Origin of the sequence: Naasia sp. (assembly GCF_025465545.1) — a bacterium.
Classification (GTDB): domain Bacteria; phylum Actinomycetota; class Actinomycetes; order Actinomycetales; family Microbacteriaceae; genus Naasia.
Window position 1 is genome coordinate 11,881 of record NZ_JAODMK010000023.1, and the last position, 20,186, is coordinate 32,066.

General features: G+C 72.3%; 19 protein-coding genes. 10 read left to right on the top strand and 9 right to left on the bottom strand.

The window, feature by feature from the left end; all coding sequences use genetic code 11:
- Positions 1-12: 12 nt before the first annotated feature.
- The 3 genes from JWR33_RS07615 to JWR33_RS07625 form a co-directional block, all read right to left on the bottom strand.
- A complete protein-coding gene (locus JWR33_RS07615) occupies positions 13-1,095 on the bottom strand; it encodes a winged helix DNA-binding domain-containing protein (RefSeq protein WP_297410729.1) in 1,083 nt (360 codons plus the stop codon).
- A gap of 68 nt (positions 1,096-1,163) precedes the next feature.
- Positions 1,164-1,355, bottom strand: coding sequence for a hypothetical protein (locus JWR33_RS07620; protein WP_297410730.1), 192 nt, complete (start codon positions 1,353-1,355; stop codon positions 1,164-1,166).
- A 181-nt stretch (positions 1,356-1,536) separates the two neighbouring features.
- Complete coding sequence (locus JWR33_RS07625; RefSeq protein WP_297410732.1) at positions 1,537-2,592, bottom strand: phosphatase domain-containing protein; 1,056 nt, start codon at positions 2,590-2,592, stop codon at positions 1,537-1,539.
- 95 nt (positions 2,593-2,687) lie between these two features.
- Here JWR33_RS07625 and JWR33_RS07630 point away from each other — a divergent pair, with 95 nt between their 5' ends.
- The 5 genes from JWR33_RS07630 to JWR33_RS07650 all read left to right on the top strand — a co-directional run bounded on the left by JWR33_RS07630 (position 2,688) and on the right by JWR33_RS07650 (position 6,768).
- Positions 2,688-3,335, top strand: a complete 648-nt coding sequence (locus JWR33_RS07630) for a TetR/AcrR family transcriptional regulator (protein ID WP_297410734.1) — start codon at positions 2,688-2,690, stop codon at positions 3,333-3,335.
- A gap of 158 nt (positions 3,336-3,493) precedes the next feature.
- A complete protein-coding gene (locus JWR33_RS07635; protein WP_297410736.1) occupies positions 3,494-4,378 on the top strand; it encodes an ATP-binding cassette domain-containing protein in 885 nt (294 codons plus the stop codon).
- Positions 4,375-5,049 carry an ABC transporter permease gene (locus tag JWR33_RS07640; RefSeq protein WP_297410739.1) on the top strand — a complete coding sequence of 225 codons (675 nt, stop codon included), beginning with the start codon at positions 4,375-4,377 and terminating at the stop codon, positions 5,047-5,049. Before JWR33_RS07635 ends, JWR33_RS07640 begins: the two co-directional genes overlap by 4 nt.
- Entirely contained in the window at positions 5,049-5,777 is a 729-nt protein-coding gene (locus tag JWR33_RS07645; RefSeq protein WP_366073913.1) for an ABC transporter permease, read from the top strand. The genes JWR33_RS07640 and JWR33_RS07645 overlap by 1 nt, the downstream gene beginning before the upstream one ends.
- Before the next feature lie 46 nt (positions 5,778-5,823).
- Positions 5,824-6,768 (top strand): ABC transporter substrate-binding protein, encoded by a 945-nt coding sequence (locus tag JWR33_RS07650; protein ID WP_297410740.1) that lies wholly within the window; start codon positions 5,824-5,826, stop codon positions 6,766-6,768.
- Here JWR33_RS07650 and JWR33_RS07655 read toward each other — a convergent pair.
- Both JWR33_RS07655 and JWR33_RS07660 read right to left on the bottom strand, forming a co-directional pair.
- Positions 6,765-7,460 carry a DedA family protein gene (locus JWR33_RS07655; protein WP_297410742.1) on the bottom strand — a complete coding sequence of 232 codons (696 nt, stop codon included), beginning with the start codon at positions 7,458-7,460 and terminating at the stop codon, positions 6,765-6,767. The two genes, JWR33_RS07650 and JWR33_RS07655, sit on opposite strands and share 4 nt — an antisense overlap.
- 42 nt (positions 7,461-7,502) lie before the next feature.
- On the bottom strand, positions 7,503-8,288 hold the full coding sequence (locus JWR33_RS07660) for an aminotransferase class IV (protein WP_297410744.1): 786 nt from the start codon (positions 8,286-8,288) through the stop codon (positions 7,503-7,505).
- Positions 8,289-8,300: 12 nt separating this feature from the next.
- On the opposite strand from JWR33_RS07660, the gene JWR33_RS07665 reads away from it, so the two are divergent.
- Both JWR33_RS07665 and leuS read left to right on the top strand, forming a co-directional pair.
- Positions 8,301-9,569: an anthranilate synthase component I family protein gene (locus tag JWR33_RS07665; protein ID WP_297410746.1), complete on the top strand. Its 1,269-nt coding sequence runs from the start codon at positions 8,301-8,303 to the stop codon at positions 9,567-9,569.
- Between the two features lie 15 nt (positions 9,570-9,584).
- Positions 9,585-12,137 (top strand): leucine--tRNA ligase, encoded by a 2,553-nt coding sequence (gene leuS, locus JWR33_RS07670; RefSeq protein ID WP_297410748.1) that lies wholly within the window; start codon positions 9,585-9,587, stop codon positions 12,135-12,137.
- Positions 12,138-12,226: 89 nt separating this feature from the next.
- Here the strand turns inward: leuS and JWR33_RS07675 are convergent, their stop codons facing one another.
- From JWR33_RS07675 to JWR33_RS07685, 3 genes are read right to left on the bottom strand one after another with little or no spacing between them, the layout of a single operon-like run.
- Positions 12,227-12,979, bottom strand: coding sequence for a class F sortase (locus JWR33_RS07675; protein ID WP_297410750.1), 753 nt, complete (start codon positions 12,977-12,979; stop codon positions 12,227-12,229).
- Positions 12,980-12,983: 4 nt separating this feature from the next.
- Positions 12,984-13,844 (bottom strand): DUF4397 domain-containing protein, encoded by an 861-nt coding sequence (locus JWR33_RS07680; RefSeq protein WP_297410752.1) that lies wholly within the window; start codon positions 13,842-13,844, stop codon positions 12,984-12,986.
- Positions 13,845-13,861: 17 nt separating this feature from the next.
- Positions 13,862-15,331 (bottom strand): hypothetical protein, encoded by a 1,470-nt coding sequence (locus tag JWR33_RS07685; protein WP_297410754.1) that lies wholly within the window; start codon positions 15,329-15,331, stop codon positions 13,862-13,864.
- A 237-nt stretch (positions 15,332-15,568) separates the two neighbouring features.
- Between JWR33_RS07685 and JWR33_RS07690 the strand changes: the two genes are divergently transcribed.
- The 3 genes from JWR33_RS07690 to holA are packed head-to-tail and all read left to right on the top strand — an operon-like array spanning position 15,569 to position 19,527.
- The gene (locus tag JWR33_RS07690) at positions 15,569-16,192 is read left to right on the top strand and encodes a ComEA family DNA-binding protein (RefSeq protein WP_297410756.1); all 624 of its coding nucleotides are present in this window, start codon (positions 15,569-15,571) and stop codon (positions 16,190-16,192) included.
- A complete protein-coding gene (locus tag JWR33_RS07695; protein ID WP_297410758.1) occupies positions 16,189-18,504 on the top strand; it encodes a ComEC/Rec2 family competence protein in 2,316 nt (771 codons plus the stop codon). Before JWR33_RS07690 ends, JWR33_RS07695 begins: the two co-directional genes overlap by 4 nt.
- Positions 18,505-18,513: 9 nt before the next feature.
- Positions 18,514-19,527, top strand: a complete 1,014-nt coding sequence (gene holA / locus JWR33_RS07700) for a DNA polymerase III subunit delta (RefSeq protein WP_297410759.1) — start codon at positions 18,514-18,516, stop codon at positions 19,525-19,527.
- A 138-nt stretch (positions 19,528-19,665) separates the two neighbouring features.
- On the opposite strand, the gene JWR33_RS07705 is transcribed toward holA, so the two are convergent.
- Positions 19,666-20,109: a rhodanese-like domain-containing protein gene (locus JWR33_RS07705; protein WP_297410761.1), complete on the bottom strand. Its 444-nt coding sequence runs from the start codon at positions 20,107-20,109 to the stop codon at positions 19,666-19,668.
- Positions 20,110-20,186: the final 77 nt, after the last annotated feature.

Below are 20,186 nucleotides of genomic sequence, written 5' to 3' on the forward strand. Positions count from 1 at the left end.
CCAGCGTAGGGATCACGGGGCGGAGAAGGCCGCGAACGCACGCGCGTCGGCATCTGCATCGACGGGCGAGTCCGGGTCGAACGGTTCCGAGGTCACCGTGAACCCACCCCGGCGGCGGACCGCCCGCCAGGTTCCCAGCACCCGGCCGGCGCGGGCGAGCACGGGCCGGAACAGCCCGTTCCCGCCGGGCGACACCCGCTCGGCGTGCTCCGGGGCGAGGCTGGCCGACCGGTCGGCGTAGCCGAGCAGCAGCTCGTCGAACGCGGGAAGGAGCCGGACGGCCTCGCCGGGAACGACGTGAAGGGCGACGGGGTCGACGGCGGCGGACCCGCGGCCGACCCACAGCTCGCCGCTCTCGCCGGCCAGGGGAATCAGTCCGCCGGCCGCCTCAGCGGTGGCGGCGGCGGCCTCCGTCGTGGTTATGCCGGCCCACCAGGCGAGGTCGCCGACCGACGCGGGGCCGTGGCTGGTGAAGTAGCGGGGGGCGAGCACCCGGAGGGCCCCGGAGCGGTCGGGATCGGGTCCCGGCACCCAGTCGTCGAGCAGGACCACGGTGTGCTGCCTGCCCTCGAGGGGACCGAAGCAGACCACGCGGGTGAGGGCGAGGTGCAGCAGCAGATGGGACCCGCGCTGGCCGGAGGTGTCCAGCCCGTCGGCGTCGAACGCGGCCATCAGCTGGGTGCGCTGCATCGGCCGGCGGTCGGCCAGCAGGCGGAGTGCGAGCGCCTCCGCGTGCATCAGGTCCTCCGCCTCGAGACCGAGCTGCGCCCGCCGGGTGCGGGTGGCGCGGATCGTCCGCTCAGCGGAGACGGCGAGGAGGAGGCGCAGGTCCTCGGCGGCGGTGATCTGCAGGGTTCCCCGGAGCGGCCAGGACCGCACGATGCGCGCCCCGTCGAGGGCGGCATGGATGTCGGCGACCGTCTCACCGGAGCGGCCGCGAAGCGCGAGCGCCCACCGTGCGCCGGCGAAGTCCTGGGCCTGGAGCGCGAGCATCCAGCGCGCGGTGTCCTCCGCCGTTCCGGGATCGGCGACGCCGAGCAGCTGATTGGCCGCCCGCATGCGTGCGACTTCCGGGAGAGACAGAACCGCCGGCATGCTCCGAATACTAGGAGCAGGCCGGCGGTTCATCCGGCCGGGTGGGTAGTCCGGCCATCCGAGTCGGGTCACTCGGCGGAAGGGTCCTCCTCGAGAGCGAGCGTCGGGAGCTGATACTCCGACAGGCCGTGCGAGGAGGTGGTGCCATCGGCCTCGGCGTGGGGCGCCGAGGTCGACACGCTGACCATTGCCAAGGTGCTCAGGAGGAGAGCGCCGGCGACACCGAGGACCGCGCGGGGGACGCGAATTCGGCTGGTCATCGTGATGTTTTCCTTACTCTGGGGGACGAGTCATATCTCTTGTGGACCTTGTCCTCACTTTGGAGGACTCCGACCGAGATTCAAGTTACGCGGCGACCGTCGCGCGCGCGCTCCCCACTACGAGGTACACCGATCTGTCTGTCCCCCCGGCGGCGCCAACTGTTCCGCTCCGCGGGCGGCGTCAGAGGATGCCGAGCGCCTTGAGCTCGGTCGCCAGCCCGGCGCCGTCGGGCGCGTACAGCCAGGGGACCTCCGTGCGGGTCGCGTAGTCCTCCGCCTTGGTGCGGCCACCGGCGAGCACGGCCTCTCCCGCCGAGAGCTGGCGGATGCACACGGCCCGCACCGCCTCCGGACGTGCGAGGGCGAACTCGCCGTAGATCTCCTCGTCGTGCTGGCCGTCGTCGCCGACCAGCAGCCACTTCACGTCCGGGAACTCCTCGGCGAGCCGATGGAGGCTGTCGACCTTGTGCTGGCGGCCGCTGCGGAACAGGCGGTCGTGGGTGGGCCCCCAGTCCGTGAGCAGGAGAGGGCCGGCGGGGTACAGGTTCCGGGTGAGGAAGCGGGAGAGCGTGGGGGCGACATTCCAGGCGCCGGTCGACAGGTAGAGCACCGGCGACCCGGGGTGGTTGCGGATGAGCCGGTCGTAGAGCACGGCCATGCCCGGCGTCGCGCCGCGCGCGTGCTCGTCCAGCACGAAGGTGTTCCAGGCGGCGAGGAACGGGCGGGGGAGCGCCGTCACCATGATGGTGTCGTCGATGTCCGAGATGATCCCGAACCCCGACGCCGGATCGTGGATGTAGACGGGGGCCTCGGCGGCGGGGAGGTCCTCGCCGTCCGGGTCGTCGCTGCGCATCGTGATGGTGTGCCAGCCGGGAGCCAGCGTGGAGGGGACGCGCATGTCGATCACGCCGCCCCGGTCCGCGCGCACCCGGTGCTCGATGCCGCCCACCGTGATGATCACGTCGACGAAGTTCACTGCGACGCTCGTGAAGCTGCGCCAGCCCCGCACCGTGGGACGGCGCGTCCGCGGCTCGCGGGTCAGCATGACCCGACCCAGGGCTCGAACCCAGCCGGGGGCGCCGTAGCCGGTGTACGGGATGACGGTGGGGAGCAGTCCCCGACGGCGTGCCCAGCGCTCGCGGTACTCCTGGATGGCATCCTCGGCCCGAGCGGCCCGCCCGAGGATCAGGGCACCAGCTCCGGCGGCTTCGCTGCGCTTCTTGCGTACCGAGGGCACCGGGTCAGCCTAGTCGCCCCCGGCGGCGCCGCCGAGGGGGTATAGCCCCCTCCAGGGGGCGGGTTATCTTGAGGCGTCTCAAGGATGGAGCACATATGAGCATCGACGGGCTCCTCGGGCCGACTGCCGAGTTCCTCCTTCGCAACGAGCCGGTGCAGGCGCGCAGCGCGGCACGGCTCTCCTCGCTGCTGGACGCGGCAGCAGCCGTCGTCGACGAGGTCGGGTACGAGCGACTGACCACCGCGATGGTGGCAGAGCGCGCCGGCGCCTCGATCGGCACCGTCTACCGGTACTTCCCGGACCGAATCGCCGTCCTGGAGGGCCTCTCCGCCCGGGCGTTCCGGCGGTTCCTCGACAGGGTGTCGGAGCAGTACCGCGACAGCGGGCTCGAGACCGTGCCCGAACGCGTCGCCGCCGCGATCGACGTCTATGTCGAGCTGTACCGCAGCGAACGCGGATTCCGGGTCGTTCGGTTCGGCGATGTGGTGGACGTGCGCCTGATCGACGGGCGCCCGACGAACAATGCTGTGCTGGCGCAAGCGCTGGCCGAGCTCGCCACGGAGCGCGCTCCGCGCGAGGACCCCGACGACTTCGTCTTCCGGCTCAGCGTGGTGATCGCGCTCGCCGAGGCGCTGGTGCACCGCGCCTTCGTGGCTGAGGCGTCGGGGGACGCCCGGTACATCCAGGAGGCGAAGGAGGTGGCCGTCGCCTATCTCCAGCAGCACGCGCCGGTGGGGGAGTGAACCGTCGGATCCTCCTCGCCGGGGAATACCGGAACCCGGCGGGCGATTGACATCCGCAATCCGCGTTGCACTCGGCCCCGAACACTGTTTGGGTCGAACGCGGAAGCGCCGTCGGGACGGCCCGGGTGCGCCGCACCCCCGAACAGTGAGGGCACTCCATGTCGATCGAGTTCCGTTCGGTGGGCAAGCAGTTCCCCGACGGCACCCAGGCCGTTGGCGACTTCAGCCTGATGATCCCCTCGAGGACCACCACGGTGCTGGTCGGCTCGTCCGGTTGCGGCAAGACGACGCTCCTGCGGATGGTCAACAGGATGGTCGATCCCACCCGCGGATCGGTGCTCATCGACGGCGAGGACATCTCCCACCGCGACCCGGTCGCACTGCGGCGCAGCATCGGCTACGTCATGCAGAACTCCGGGCTGCTGCCGCACCGCAAGGTGCTCGACAACGTCGCCACGGTGCCGCGGCTCAACGGCATGGCCAAGGCTGAGGCGCGCGAGCGGGCGCTGACCCTGCTCGACACGGTGGGGCTCGATCGGGAGCTGGGGGACCGCTACCCGTCCCAGCTCTCGGGGGGCCAGCAGCAGCGCGTGGGGGTCGCTCGCGCGCTCGCCGCGGACCCGAACATCCTGCTGATGGACGAGCCCTTCGGCGCCGTCGACCCCATCGTGCGCGCCGAGCTTCAGCAGGAGCTGCTGCGCCTGCGCCGGGAGCTCGACAAGACCGTCGTCTTCGTCACCCACGACATCGACGAGGCGTTCCTGCTCGGCGATCAGGTCGTGCTCCTGCAGCGCGGGGGCCGCATCGCCCAGGTCGGCACCCCGGCCGAGATCCTCGCGAACCCCACCAGCGACTTCGTCGCCGAGTTCGTCGGTGCCGACCGCGGCCGCCGCGCCCTTCGGATCGAGCGCGTGGGCGGCGCGGATGTGGTCGTCGACGAGCTCGGCCGGCCTGCCGGTGTCCTCGCCCGGTCCGCCTCACAGGCAGAGGCCGGTGCCCGCACGGCACCGGGTGCTCCGGCGCAGGGTGAGCTCGCGTCGTGAACTGGCTGTCGAACAATCTCGACCTGGTTCTCGCGCTCACGCTGCAGCATCTGCGGCTCTCGGTGCTGCCCATCCTGCTCGGCTTCGTTCTCGCCGTCCCGGTCGGGTACGTCGCCCACCGCTTCCGAGGCACCCGGGGAATCCTGCTGACCGTCGCGGGGCTGTTGTACACGATCCCCTCCCTCGCCCTGCTCGTGGTCCTGCCGGCGGTCACCGGCCTGTCCGTGCTCAGCGAGGCCAACCTGGAGATCGCCCTCACCGTGTACGCGGTCGCGATCCTGGCCCGATCCGTGGCGGACGCGCTCGACTCGGTCGATCCGGATGTCCGTCAGGCCGCCAGGGCCCTCGGCTACTCGGGCTGGCGCCGGTTCTGGAGCGTGGACTTCCGCCTGGCAGGTCCGGTGATGCTCGCCGGGCTCCGCGTCGCCGCCGTCAGCACAGTCGCGCTCGTGACCGTCGGCATCCTCGTGGGGGTGCAGAGCCTCGGCTATCTGTTCACCAACGGCTTCCAGCGGCGCATCGTCGAGGAGGTGCTGGCCGGCGTCGTGATGACCATGATCGTCGCGCTCGTTCTCGACCAGCTCCTGGCCCTCGCGGGGCGCGCCCTGCTCCCGTGGGCGCGGGCGCCGAAGCGCCGCCGGGCCGCCCTCGCGCGGGAGGCGGTCGTCTGATGCTCTTCGTCGACGCCATCACCTGGATCTTCAGCGCGGACTCCGACATCGTCCAGCGGCTCGGGGAGCACCTGTTCTTCACCCTCCTCGCCTTCGCGATCGCGGTCCTCGTGGCGGTTCCGCTCGGCTACCTGATCGGACACACCGGCAAGGGCAGGGAGATCGCGGTCGCGCTGTCGGGGGCCGCCCGCGCGCTGCCCTCCTTCGGTCTCATCCTGCTGCTGGTGCTCCTGATCGGAGTGCTGCAGATCGTGCCGGCAGTCACCCTTGCGCTCGTGCTGCTCGCGGTCCCCTCGATCCTCGCCGGCGCCTACTCGGGCCTCGAGGCGATCGACCGCCGCACCCTCGACGCGGCCCGGGCGATGGGGATGACCGAGTGGCAGGTACTGACGAAGGTCGAGATCCCGCTCGGCCTGCCCCTGCTGATCTCGGGCATGCGGGCCGGTGCCCTGCAGATCGTCGCCACCGCGACGCTCGCCGCGTACGTCGGGCTCGGCGGCCTGGGCTATCCCGTCCTCCAGGGCATCGCTGTCCGACGCTACGACGAGACTCTCGGCGGAGCGCTCATCGTCGTGCTGCTCGCGGTGGTGCTCGATTCGATCTTCGGGGTCCTCGAGCGCGTGACCGTTCCACGCGGCGTGCGCCTCGGCCGCGGCATCGGCGAGCGGCGGCGGAGGCCGCCGGCCATCGCCACGGAGACCGCGAACCGGCTCGTTCAGGCCGGCTAGCCCACGAACTTCCCGGGACCCCGGGAAACCAAGAGAAGGAAAGATCATGTACACAGCAAGGAACAAGGGCCGGCTCGCCCTGGGCGCAGCCGTGGTCGGGGCGGCATTGGCCCTGTCAGGGTGCGCATCAGCTGATCCGCTCGGGAGCGGATCGTCGACGGGCGCCTCCTCCACGCCCGACTCCAGCACCAGCACGGGCACGACCGACACGATCGTCGTCGGCTCGCAGGCCTACTACTCGAACGAGATCATCGCGGAGATCTACGCGCAGGCGCTCGAGAACGCCGGCTACACGGTGCAGCGCCAGTTCCAGATCGGCCAGCGTGACGCGTACCTCCCCGCGCTCGAGAAGGGCGATGTCGACGTCTTCCCCGAGTACACCGGCAACCTCCTCCAGTACTACGACCCCAAGACGACGGCGACCAAGTCCGACGAGGTCTACGCCGAGCTGAAGACGGCGCTGCCCGACGGCCTCACCGTCCTGGAGCAGTCGCCGGCCACCGACCAGGACTCCTACAACGTGACCAAGGAGTTCGCCGACAAGTACAGCGCTTCCAGCATCGCGGACCTGGCCGCAGTGAACGGTCTCGTTCTCGGCGGCAACGCAGAGCTCGAAGACCGGCCCTATGGTCCCCAGGGCCTCGCCAGCGTCTACGGCGTGACGGTCGACTTCCAGGCGACCGGCGACACCACGGTCGATGCCCTCGTGGCGGGAACGATCGACATCGCCAACGTCTACAGCGCTGACCCCAGGATCGCCTCGCAGGGCCTCGTCACCCTCGCCGACCCGGAGGGCCTGTTCCTGGCCTCGAACGTGGTGCCGCTGGTGAACGCCGACATCGCCGACGAGCTCGCGGCGGTGCTCGATCCGATCGATGCCGCGCTCACCCCGGAGGGCCTCACCGCCCTCAACGTGCTGAGCGTCGACAAGCAGGAGTCATCCGACCAGATCGCCACCGACTGGCTGACGGAGAACGGACTGCTCTCCTAGGAGATCGGCCGCTCGGGCTCGCTGTCGCGGGTCTGGGCGGCCGCATCGTCCCCATCGCCCTCCATGTGGCGACGCTGCGAACGAGTCAGCAGCACCCGCACCGCCAGGGCGAGCAGCAGGAACAGGGCGATGACGGCGGCGAACAGATACCCGGCGTAGTGCAGCCGGTCGCCGAGGGACCGGTAGCCGCCGGCGGCCGCGGCGGCCACCGTCACATAGGCGAACGCCCAGAGGATGCAAGCCGGCGCCGTCCACGCGAGGAACCGCCGATACCGCATCGGGCTCATGCCGACCGTGAGCGGAATCAGGGCGTGCAGCACCGGCAGGAACCGGCTGAGGAAGACGGCCGGTCCGCCCCGCCGTGCCAGGTAGCGCTCGGCGCGGGCCCACTGGCCGCCGCCGATGCGGTTCCCGAGCCGGCTCGCCCGGAGTCGCGGGCCGAAGTAGCGGCCGATCGCGAAGCCGAGGCTCTCGCCCGCCAGTGACCCGAGGATCACCGCCACCAGCAGCGACCAGTAGCCGAGCGGTCCGTCCACGGCGGTGCCCGCGACGATCACCACGGTGTCCCCTGGCACGATGAGGCCGACCAGGATCGACGTCTCCAGGAACATCCCGACGCCCGCGAGCAGCGTGCGCAGCACGGGGTCGACGCCGGCGACCGTGCTGAGGATGCCGTTGAGCAGGTCGTTCACGCAACGAACATTAGGGGATGGCGCCCCCGGGAGGCGGCCGATTCAGGGGAGCGGACGGCGCAGCGCGGCGAGGCGCCTGCGCCAGAGGTCGAGCCGTCCCGGGAGCTCGGCGAGGGCCGGTCCGCCCAGCCATTCGGGGACGATCCGGATGCCGTGCAGCGCGTTCAGCGCCCACACCTCGAGGCCGTCGAGCTCGTTCGCGGTGACGTGCTCGGTGAGGGTGGGTGTGCCGGTCGCCGCAGCCAGGGTGAGCAGCACCCGCTCGGTCACGCTGGGCACCCGCGCGAGCTCCGGCGCAGCAGTGCAGAGGACGTCTCCGCGCCACCATGCGAGTGCGGTCGTCGCGCCCTCGATCACATAGCCCTCGCCCGTGGTGAGCACGGCGTCGCCTGCCCCCAGACGGACCGCCTCTCCGCGCAGGCGCAGCATCGCGTCGAGGTCGGGGCCCTTCACCGACGGGCTTCGGCGCGCCTCCGTTCCGGACACCCGGACAAGCGCGACCGACCGGGACAGCGGGGGAGAGGGACGCAGCAGCAGTCGGAACTCCGGCCGGGATGGGCCCGCGAAGGCCTCGAATCGCGGGAACCAGGCTCCGGTCCGGGGCAGCGCGTCCACCGCAGCGGCCCAGAACGTGTTCGCATCCTGCGACCGGCCGGCCGCGTCGAGGAACCTGTCGCGGTGCAGGTCGACAGCGAGCACTCGGCCCTCCTCGACCAGGAACGAGTCCGCCGCCGTGCGCGGTCCCGCCGGGGGCGCGGTCTCCGCGACCGGGGTCAGTCCGAATCCGTCCCAACCGAGGACCGGGGAAGGAGAACCGTCGGCGCCCATAGGATTCAGCCTATGCCGGCCCCCGGAGCTCGCCGCCTGCCCGGGTGGGCGGCGCCGCAGCACGTGTTCGAGGGCGTCACCGTCGGCACCGAGAATGCAGTGCTCCTCGAGTCGAGCGACGGCAGCGGCATCAGCTGGATCGGGCTGGGCGACGCCGTCGTGCACGACCTCCCCGCCGTCCCCCTCGACGGCGGCGGCACGGACGCTTCCTTCGACCTCGGCTGGGCCGGCTGGCTCAGCTATGAAGGCGAGGCGACCTTCCTCGAGGTGGACCGGGCGATCCGGTTCGATCACCGCACCCGGGAGATCTCGGCCCTCGGCGGCACGGCGCGCTGGGCGGACCAGGTCGCGGCAAGCCTGACCCGGCCCTCCTCGCCGCCGGAGCCGGAGCCGGAGCCGGGGCCGCGCTCCGAGCTGCCGGTGCTGTGGCGCGCCGACGACGATGCCTACCTCGCCGCGATCGCCGAGTGCCTGCGGGCCATCGTGCGCGGCGACGCCTACGTGCTGTGCCTCACCAACACGGCGACCGCGCAGGTGCCGGTCGACGGCTGGGCGACCTACCGGCGGCTCGCCGCGGCGAGCCCCACCCACTCCGCCGGCTACCTGAGGATCGACGGCGTCGAGCTGGTGAGCGCGTCGCCTGAGCGGTTCGTCGAGGTGGCCAGGGACGGCACGGTCCGGAGCCGCCCCATCAAGGGCACCCGGCGCCGTGATCCCGATGCCGCGCGGGACGCGGAGCTGGCCGGCGAGCTGCTGGACAGCGAGAAGGAGCGCGCCGAGAACCTGATGATCGTGGACCTGGTGCGCAACGACCTCAGCAGGGTGGCGCGGGTGGGCAGCGTGCGGGTACCCGCCCTGTTCGATGTGGAGTCCTATGCCCAGGTGCACCAGCTGGTGAGCACCGTGGAGGCCGACCTGCTGCCGGGCCTCACCGCCGCGGATGCGGTGCGCTCGCTGTTCCCCGCTGGGTCGATGACCGGCGCGCCGAAGATCAGCGCCATGGCCCTCCTCGCCGCCCTCGAGGGCGCGCCGCGCGGCGTGTACTCCGGCGCGTTCGGCTATCTCTCCCGCAACGGCTCCGCCGACTTGGCCATGGCGATCCGCAGCGTCGTGGTCACGGACGGCATCGCCACGATCGGCGCCGGCGGGGGCGTCACCGCCCTGTCCGACCCCTGGGAGGAGCTGGCGGAGGTCCGGCTGAAGGCCGCACCCCTGATCGCCGCCCTGATCGAAGGCCGGGGCGAGGCCGGTAATCTAGGGGATGGCCTTTCCCGGCCATGATCCGAAGAGAGCACTGTGGCATCCACTCCCCGTAGTTCCGAGACCGAGGCTCCGACCTTCGAGCGGCTGCAAGAGAAGTGGCTCTCCGTCTGGGACGAGCTGCGTCCGTTCGCCACGTCGAACCCGGACGACACGCGTCCTCGCAAGTACGTCCTCGACATGTTCCCGTATCCGTCGGGAGACCTGCACATGGGCCACGCGGAGGCCTATGCCCTCGGCGACGTCATCGCCCGCTACTGGCGCCAGCAGGGCTTCAACGTCCTCCACCCGATCGGCTGGGACTCATTCGGCCTGCCCGCCGAGAACGCCGCGATCAAGCGCGGCGCGAATCCGGTCACCTGGACCTACGACAACATCGCCCAGCAGCGGGAGTCGATGCGCCGCTACGCGCCGTCCTTCGACTGGGACCGCGTGCTGCACACGAGCGACCCGTCCTACTACAAGTGGAACCAGTGGCTGTTCCTCAAGATGTACGAGCGGGGCCTGGCGTATCGCAAGGACAGCTGGGTCAACTGGGATCCGGTGGACCAGACGGTGCTGGCCAACGAGCAGGTGCTGCCCGACGGCACGTCGGAGCGCTCGGGCGCCGTCGTGGTCAAGAAGAAGCTCACCCAGTGGTACTTCCGCATCACCGCCTACGCGGACCGGCTGCTCGACGACCTCAACCAGCTCGAGGGCTCCTGGCCGTCCAAGGTCCTCAGCATGCAGCGCAACTGGATCGGCCGCTCGACGGGAGCGGACGTCGACTTCGCCGTGGAGGGTCGCGACGAGAAGATCGCCGTCTACACCACCCGCCCCGACACCCTGTTCGGCGCGACGTTCATGGTCGTCGCGCCCGACTCCGACCTCGCCGCCGACCTGGTGGCGGGCGCAGAGCCCTCGGTGCGGGCGGCGTTCGAGGACTACCTGGTGCGCACCCAGCGCAGCACCGAGATCGAACGGCTCGCGACCGACCGGGAGAAGACCGGCGTCTTCACCGGCCGCTATGCGATCAACCCGGTCAACGGTGAGCGGCTGCCCATCTGGGCCGCCGACTACGTGCTCAGCGACTACGGCCAGGGCGCGATCATGGCGGTCCCCGCCCACGACCAGCGCGACCTCGACTTCGCCCGCGCCTTCGACCTGCCCGTGCGGGTCGTCGTCGACACCACCCAGGCCGTGACCGGCGCCATCCGGATCATCCCCGAGGACGGCACCCTGCCCGAGCTCGACGAGATGAACCCCGCGGTCACCGGCACCGCCCTCGCCGGCGAGGGCCGGCTGATCAACTCGGGCCAGTTCGACGGCCTGAGCAAGAGCGCCGCCATCGCCCGGATGACCGCCTTCCTCGAGCAGCAGGGTTTCGGCCGTCCGGCGAAGAACTACCGCCTGCGCGATTGGCTGATCTCCCGTCAGCGCTTCTGGGGCACCCCCATCCCGATCCTCTACGACGAGGACGGCACCGAGATCCCGGTGCCGCAGGATCAGCTGCCGATCGTGCTGCCGCCCACCGAGGGCCTCGACCTCAAGCCCAAGGGGGTCTCCCCGCTGGCCGCCGCAACCGACTGGGTGACGACCACGGGGGCGGACGGCCGCACCCTCCGCCGGGACTCCGACACCATGGACACCTTCGTCGACAGCTCCTGGTACTTCCTGCGCTTCCTCTCACCGAACGACGACACCCAGGCGTTCGACGTCAAGGAGGCCGAGAAGTGGGCCCCCGTCGACCAGTACGTCGGCGGCGTCACCCACGCGATCCTGCACCTGCTCTACGCGCGCTTCATCACCAAGGTCCTGTTCGACATGGGCTACGTGACCTTCACCGAACCGTTCAGCGCCCTGCTCAACCAAGGCATGGTGCAGATGGACGGCGCCGCCATGAGCAAGTCGAAGGGCAACCTGGTCACCCTCTCGTCCCAGCTGGACCAGTACGGCGTGGACGCCGTGCGCCTCACGATGGCCTTCGCGGGCCCGCCTGAGGAGGACATCGACTGGAAGGACGTCTCACCCGGCGGGTCCCTGCGCTTCCTCAACCGGGCGCTGCGCATCGCGCAGGACGTGACGAGCGCGCCGGAGGTGGTGTGGAAGACGGGCGACGAGTCGCTGCGCCGCATCACCCACCGCTTCCTCGCCGATGCTCCCGGCATGATCGAGGCGTTCAAATTCAACGTGGTCGTCGCGCGGATCATGGAGCTCGTGAACGCCGTCCGCAAGGCGATCGACAGCGGCGCCGGCCCCGCGGACGCCGCCGTCCGCGAGGCCGCCGAGACGGTGGCGCTCGCGCTCAGCCTCTTCGCTCCCTACACCGCGGAGGAGATGTGGGAGGTGCTCGGCTACCCGCCGTCCGTCGCCCTGTACGGGTGGCGCAAGGCCGACCCGACACTGCTCGTCGAGGAGACGGTGACCGCGGTGCTTCAGGTGGACGGCAAGGTCCGCGGGCGCCTCACCGTGTCCCCGCGCGTCGCTGCCGAGGAGCTCGAGCAGCTCGCCCGCGCGGACGCGGGAGTGCAGCGCGCGATCGGCACCCGCGAGATCGTCAACGTGATCGTCCGTGCTCCTCGTGTGGTGAACATCGCGACCCGGGCCTAGCCCACGCTGACCTGCCCACTTCTGCCGCAACTCACCACCAAGTTGCGACAGAACTGGGCAGGTCAGCGAAACGCGGTTCGTCGAAGGGCTCAGTCGACCGGCTCGGCGAAGACCACGAGGTTGTTGCTGTAGTGCATCACGCCGTAGTCGTAGGGGCCGTTGCAGGTGATCAGACGCAGCTGCGAATTGGGCGTCGGGCCGTAGACCTGCTCCGTGGGGAAGTCCTCCTTGGCCACGTCGATCGCGCGGTCCGCCCGGTACTCCCGGAACGAGCCGTCCGACAGTGCAACGGCGATGGCGTCGCCCGGCTGGAGCTCGTGCAGCCGGGAGAAGACGCCGGCCGTCTCGGTGTCGTCCACGTGCCCGGCGAGCACGGCGGGTCCCACCGCGCCGGGAACCGCGCTGGCGGTGTACCAGCCGGCGCTGTCGAGGTCCGCGGGGGGCAGCAGCACTCCCGCTGTGTCCCGCTGGAGCGAGACGAGGTCGACGTCCACGTCGATTGCGGGGATCACGAGTCGGGTGGGCCGGACGCCGGCGGCGGGCGCGCCGGAGTCGAGGGGCAGGGGGTCCTGAAGCCCTGCGGCCGCTCCCACCCCGGACGAGACCATCGCGGGGGCGGGGGGAGCCGCCGGAGCGGAGAGTGCGGCGAGCCGGAACTCGAGCGCGGAAGCACCGACCACCGGCTGCCAGGTCGTGTCGAAGGCCGCTGCGGTGACGGCGACCGTCACCAGCACGCCCGCCGCGAGTACGGGCGAGTGGGCGAGCACCCGAACGGCCGTCCCCACCGGCCCCCGCCGGGCGCGGTGGCGTCCGGGGGAGGAGAGCGCGGGGTGGCGGCTCATCGGATCAGGCGCGGTGGCGGCGAGGGCTGAGGCGGCGGGAGCGGAGCGCGAGGGCGAGCACGCCGCCGAGGAGCATGACGCCGACGACGGTGCCGACTGCGGCGAGCTGCATGCCGGTCTGGACGGACGAGGCGAGTGCTCCGCCGCCGGTCGCGACTCCACCGACCGGGGTCTCGGTGACGCTCGCGCTGTCGATCACGGCCAGAGCGGTGAGCTTGCCGTCGGCGTTGTCGAGCACGAACACGGTCTGGGACGCCCCACCCTCGAGATCCACGCTCGCAGACGCGTCGCCGTCGTCGCCGGTCAGCGTGAGGTCGGTCGATCCCGGCGTGACGTCGGTGTAGTCGCCCACCTCACCGAAGGCCGCCGCATCGAGGAGGGTCGTGCCGTCCGCCGTCGCGACACTCACCGTGTCCGAGGTGGTCGACGCCTGCACGGCGCGGACGCGGGCATTGTCGTCGGCCGGGGCGCTGAGGTCGTCGGAGATCGTCGTGAGGCGGATCGAGGCGTTCGGGCCGATCGCCGCGATCGTCTCGGCGCCGCCCGCGACGACCTCCACCTCGGCGTTCACGAGGGGTGTGTTGCTGCCGTCCTCTGATGGCGCCATGGCGAGCGCGTAGGTTCCGGGATCGAGCGTCATGTACTTGGACACTCCGCCGTACCCCACGCCCGTGAGGGAGTAGAGCACCTGGCCGCCGGCCAGGGCGCTCAGGGTGATGTCCGCCGCGGCCGTGTCGGGGGAGAGGTGGCCGACGCGGATGTAGCCGGGGCTCGCAGCGGTTGCGGGGGACATCGGAACGAGGGCGATGCCGGCGGCGACGGCCGCGAGCAGGCCCAGGCGGACGGTTCTGGATCGGTGCAGCATGACGCGCTCCTGGAGGATCAGTTCCCGGCCCGGCCGGGATCGGTGACGGGGAAGGTGGCGAGGACGCCGTGCGCGTCCACGGTGACGGATTCGACGGCGAACGTGCCGGCGAGGCCGGACAGGTAGGTGCTGAGGGTGGTCATCGGGGCGCCGCCGGGGGCGAGCTGCTCCCCGTCCATCTCCGAGACCAGGACCCGGCGTCGGAACGCGTCCCGGGGGTCGCCTGCCGGGAAGTCGGCGACCGTCAGGTCGTGCTCGGACAGCAGCTGACCGAGCACCACGGAGATGCGCCGATCCACCGACCCCTCCTCGAGCAGGTGCTTCGCGTCTGCCGAAAGGGTCAGTCGGGGATTGCGCGCGAGCTGGCTCCCGGCGGAGGCCCGCGACGCGCGTTCCCCGGGAGTCGTCGTCAGTGGCGCCGCCGCCGGCGATGCGCTCCCGGACGTCCCGGGGGTCGCAGAGCTGGGATCTGTGGGCGACCGATCCGCTGCGACAGCCCGCTCCCGCACCTCCAGCACGGACGCCGTCACCCCTGTGGCGAGTGCGAGGGCCACCACGGACGCCGCCGCGATGCCGATCAGGCGAGGCACCAGCTCCGCGCGACCGAGGGCGGCGACCGCCCGATCGACCGCCGCACCGACGAGGAGCGCGAAGGTGGGCGCGAGCAGCACCGTGTACCGGGTGACCTCGTCACCGTCGGGCCAGATGCTCAAGACGAGGAGGGTGACCGCGAGGCCGCCGAGCGGGCGCAGCGACGGCGTCAGCAGTCCGAACACCAGCGCCGCCGCCCCGAGGAGGGTGCCCACCGGGTTGCTCGCGAACCAGGTGCCGATGGTCGCGGTGCCGTGCACCGGTTGGGCCGACGCATCGAGCCCGAGGATCGCCCAGCCGACCGCGACCGTGGCGAACAGCAGGGCGCCCGCGACGGGCAGCATGAAGGTCCGCTGGCTGCGCCGGAGCACGCGTCTCGCCTGCCAGGCGAGGAACGGCACGGCGGCCAGGGCGATCGGGGCGAGCGCGGCGGCGATCCCGACGCCGAGCGCAGCCAGCGGAATCGCGCCCCATCGGCCGCCGGCGAAACCGAGCAGCACCACGGCGGCCAGCAGCCCGAGGAGGGCGAGGTGTTCCGGCACCCCGACCGATGACGCGCGCACCGCGGGCGGAGCGAGCACCGCGAGGGCGGCGGCGACGACGGCGGCGAGGGGGCTGAGCCCCACCTGGAGTGCCACGGCGAAGACGAGCGGGATCGCGAGGAGGACGGCGACGAGCGTCAGGGGCGCCGGGAGGGGCCCCGGATGGTCCGGGGCGAGCACGAATCCGGCGGTCGCGCCGGCCCCGATCAGCACGAGCAGGAGACCGGGGACGCCGAGGTGCAGGAAGCCCGACCAGCCGGAAGGAAGCCGGACCGAGCGGGAGCGTCGGTGCCGGGACAGGGCGCGGCGGCGTCCACGGACCGTCGGGGACGAGGAGTGAAGCGTCATGGCCATCGCCGTCTCCCCCGATCCCTCCGGGGACCTCGGGCGAGGCGGTCTTCCGGGTCCGCGTTCGCGGTTCGCCGTCGGTTCCGCCTGCGTCCTTCCAGGCTACCCCCGTCGCCCGCGTGCAGCCAGACAGATCGGTCTACCTTGCATCGGCCCTCCTCCCCAAGGAGCGATTCCCGGTCGGCTTCCGCGATCGACCCATCGAGGGTCGCCTCTGCCCGCGGCCCGGCCTACGGTTCGGGCATGGAGGGCGGCGGAAGTGCTCTGACGCGTCTCGCGGGAGAGGGCGGCCGCCTCTCGCGCCGGGTCCGCGCCGGGGCCGTCATTGTGCTCGTGCTCGCGGGAGCCGCGGTCGCCGTCCTCGTCTCCGCGATCTCCTCGGCCGGCACGACAACCGTGCTGCCTGCAGTGCCGCTCCCCTCCTGGACGGGGGCAGCGGCACCGCGGACGGACGTGGTGATGCTCGTGCATGTGCTGGGAGCGGTTCGGCGGCCCGGCCTGTACCCGGTGTCTCAGGGCGCCCGTGTGGTCGACGTCGTGGCCGCGGCCGGGGGGTTCACCGAGGAGGCGGACCAGGCGGGGGTCAACCTGGCGCGGCTGGTGGCCGATGGAGAGCAGGTGCGGGTCCCGGCGATCGGCGAGGCGCCTGCCGTCGAGGCCGGGGGAGGGGAGGGGGGTCGTATCGACCTGAACTCGGCGACGGCGGAGGAGCTCGACGCCCTCCCGCGCATCGGTCCGGCCATCGCGGAGCGGATCGTCCAGTGGCGCCAGCAGAACGGGCCGTTCGCCTCCGCCGATGACCTCCTCGAGGTGAGCGGGATCGGCGAGAAGACGGTCGACGGCATCCGCGATCTGGTGCTGCCATGACCGCCGACGCGCGGCTCGCTCCCGCGGCCGCTGCCGCTTGGGTCGCCGCCGCCCTGCTGATCGGCGCACCCGAGTTCGCCTGGCCGGTCGCGGCGTGCACGGGCCTGCTGACCGTCATCGTCCTGCTCCTCGCGGGGCGCAGTCCCGGCCGGCTCGGCCGAGCCCTCGCCGGCGTCGCCCTTGCCACGGTGGGGGTCGGCGTCCTCGCGGTCGCGGTCGCCGCGGCTGCCCCCGTCCGCTCGCCCGCCGAGCTCACGGCGTTCGCCGGCCATCCCGGCGCGCTCGAGGTCGAGCTTCAGGGCATCGCGCACTCCTCCTCGCTCGCCGCCGGGCCCCCGCGGCTCCTCGTTCCGGGCACGCTGCGCTCCTTCGACAGGAGCGGCACCCGGGTCAGCAGCTCCGTGCCCGTCCTGGTGTTCGGCGACATCGCGTCGGGCGGTGCCTTGACGGCGGGACCCGGGGCGCGGATCTCGGGGCGTGGGACGCTGCAGCCCACGGAACCGGGTGACGACGTCGCCTACCTCGTGTTCCTCCGCGGAAATCCGACTCTGGTCGCGCCACCCTCCGGCATCCTGGCGGCGACGGCCGCTCTGCGCAGTGGGCTGAGCGCGGCGGCCTCGACTCTCCCGGGCGACGGCGGCGTGCTCCTGCCCGGACTCTCGATCGGCGACGACAGCGGGGTGGGGGAGGACCTCAACGACGCCATGAGGTCGAGCTCGCTGAGCCACCTCACCGCCGTGTCAGGGGCGAACTGCGTCGTCGTGGTCGCGGTCGTCATGCTCGGCGGGGCGGCTGCGGGGGTGCCGAGGGGCGCGCGCATCGTGCTCGCCGGCGCAGCCCTGCTCGCGTTCACCGTGCTCGTGACGCCGCAGCCGAGCGTGCTGCGCGCCACCACGATGGCCCTCCTGGTTCTCGTCGCCCTCGCCCGCGGCCGGCCGGGCGGCGGCCTCCCCACCCTGTGCCTCGCCGTGCTCGTGCTGCTCGCCTTCGACCCCTGGCTCTCCCGCAGCTACGGCTTCGCGCTGTCCGCACTCGCCACGGCCGGTCTGCTCGTCCTCGCGCGTCCGCTCGCGGAACTGCTCGCCGCCTGGCTGCCCCGGCAGGTTGCCGCCGCCATCGCCGTGCCGACGGCGGCGCAACTGGCCTGCCAGCCCGTGCTCCTGCTCCTCAACCCCGGCGTGCCCGTCTACGCCGTGCCGGCGAACCTCCTGGCAGAGCCGGCCGCCCCGGTCGCGACGCTGCTCGGCCTGGCCGCCTGCCTGCTGCTTCCGGTCCTGCCGCCGCTCGGCGCGGCGCTCGTGTGGCTCGCCTGGGCGCCGTCCGCCTGGATCGCGGCCGTCGCGCGCTTCTTCGCCGAGCTCCCGGCCGGACGCCTGCCCTGGCTGGAGGGCGGGATCGGCGCGGTGCTGTTCGCCGCACTCGTCGGAACGGCGGCGATCGCGCTGCTCGTCGACAGGCGCGGGCTGCTCGCGTCGACGGTGGCGGTCCTGCTCGTCGTGACCGGCGGCCTCGCCGGCGGCGCCGTCATCGCGCGGGCCCGCAGCCCGGACTGGCAGCTCGCCTCGTGCGACGTCGGCCAGGGCGACGCGAGCCTCGTGCGCAGCGATGGGCAGGTCGCCCTCATCGATACCGGCGACGACGAGGAGGCGCTCCTCCGGTGTCTCGACCGGCTCTCCATCGGCCGGGTGGACCTCCTCGTGCTCACCCACTTCGACCGTGACCACGTGGGCGCCGCCCTCGCGCTGCGAGGACGGGCCGATCGGCTCCTTCCCGGGCTCTCGGACGGACCGGACGCGGATCGCCTCGTCACCGGGCTCGCCGCGGGCGGGGCTCAGGTGATCGATGCGCGAGCCGGCGACACGGGGACACTCGGCCGGCTCTCCTGGACCGTGCTCTGGCCGCGGCGGGATGCGCGGGTCGAGCCCGGGAACGACGCCAGCGTGGTGCTCCGCTTCGAGGGGGACGGGATCCGCTCCCTCTACCTCGGGGACCTGGGCGAGGACGGGCAGCGGCGGCTCCTGGCCACCGGATCCGTCGGCCCGGTCGACGTCGTCAAAGTGGCCCACCACGGCTCCGCCGACCAGCGCGCCGCCCTGTACGAGCGGCTGCGTGCCCGCCTCGGCCTCATCTCCGTCGGAGCCGGCAACGACTACGGCCACCCCACCGAGGAGGCCCTTCGGCTGCTCGCCTTCGTCGGCACGCGGGTCGCCCGCACCGACCTGCAGGGAACGCTGCTCGTGGCCGCCGGCCCGGCCGGGCTGCTGGTGTGGTCCGAGCGCGCACCGCCCGCGGCGGTCGGAGGCGGGAATTAGAGTGAACAAGTGGCAGCTCCCCGAGGATCGCGCACCCCCGCGCGCCCCGCGCTCGGCTGGAACGAGATCCGGCCCGCGCCGGTCATCCTCGTGTCCGGAACCGAGGGCTTCCTCGCCGACCGCGCCACGCGCCGACTCCGCGACATCCTCAGCACCGAGGACCCGAGTCTCGAAGTGACCGACCTGGACGCGTCCGACTATGCCCGCGGCGAGCTGATCACCCTCGCCAGCCCGTCGCTCTTCGGGGAGCCGCGGATGATCCGCGTCACGGCCGTCGAGAAGTGCAGCGACGACTTCCTGAACGAGGCGATCTCCTACCTCGACGCGCCCGCCGACGACGCCTACATCGTGCTTCGGCACGCGGGAGGGGTGCGCGGCAAGAAGCTGCTCGACGCCATCCGGGCCGGCACCGGCGGAGCCATCGAGATCGCCTGCCCGGAACTCAAGCGGGACTCCGACAAGCACGACTTCGCGGTCGCCGAGTTCCGAGGGGCGGGCCGGCGCATCACGCCGGGCGCCCTCCGCGCCGTCCTGGCCGCGTTCGGCGATGACCTCGCGGAGCTTGCGGCGGCCTGCGCCCAGCTCATCTCGGACGCGAGCGACGAGATCACCGAGAACGTCGTCGACAAGTACTACGGCGGCAGGATCGAGACCAACGCGTTCAAGGTCGCCGACGCCGCCATCGCCGGCCGGCACGGCGAGGCTCTCGCCCTCCTGCGCCACGCCCTCACCGGCGGAGCCGATCCCGTTCCCATGGTCGCCGCGTTCGCGTCGAAGCTGCGCACCATGGCCAAGGTCTTCGGCTCCCGCGGCTCCTCCGCGCAGCTCGCCTCCCAGCTGGGGCTGGCGCCGTGGCAGGTCGACCGCGCCCGCCGCGACGTGGAAGGCTGGACGGAACAGGGCCTCGGCGCCTGCTTCGAGCTCCTCGCCGACACCGACGAGCGCATCAAGGGCGCCGCCCGGGACCCGCTGTATGCGCTGGAGCGCATGGTCGTGGGGATCGCTTCTCGGGGCTCTCGGTAGTTCTCGGGGACGCGAGGGGGCGGCGATGGGGACGCCGTGCCCGTGAACGCCCGCCAGACCGCGGCATCCCCATCGCCGCCCCCTCGCTGCGCAGTCGCTAGCGAGCCCCGGAATCGACTGGCGACGTAATCGGGTTTCTCAGCAGTCGCAGGCCGGGACGGTGGACGGGCTCGTCAGGGGGTCCGGGGTGCGGCGGGCGAGACCGGCGTCGGTCTCCACCTCCAGGCCCTCCCTTGCCCAGTATTCGAAGCCGCCGATCATCTCGCGGACCGGGTAGCCGAGCTCGGCGAGGGCCAGGGCCGCCTTGGTGGCGCCGTTGCAGCCGGGGCCCCAGCAGTAGACGACGACCGCAGACCCCTCCGGCAGCGCCGCGGCCGCCTCGAGGGCGATGCGAGCGGTCGGCAGGTGCACCGCGCCGGGGATGCGCCCCTGCGCCCAGGCCGCGGCGCCGCGGCTGTCGATCAGGGCGAACCCGGGGGTGCCGGTCGCCAGCGCCGCTGCGACGTCGCTCGGGTCGGTTTCGTGCAGGAGGCGGGTGCGGAAGTGGGTCACGGCATCGGTGGCAGGCAGCACATCGGTCACGTCCGAAGCATGACGGACCGGTGTCCCGCGCGCCGCCGACTTCGGGACGCGGCCCGCCGACTTCCTGCCGACCGATC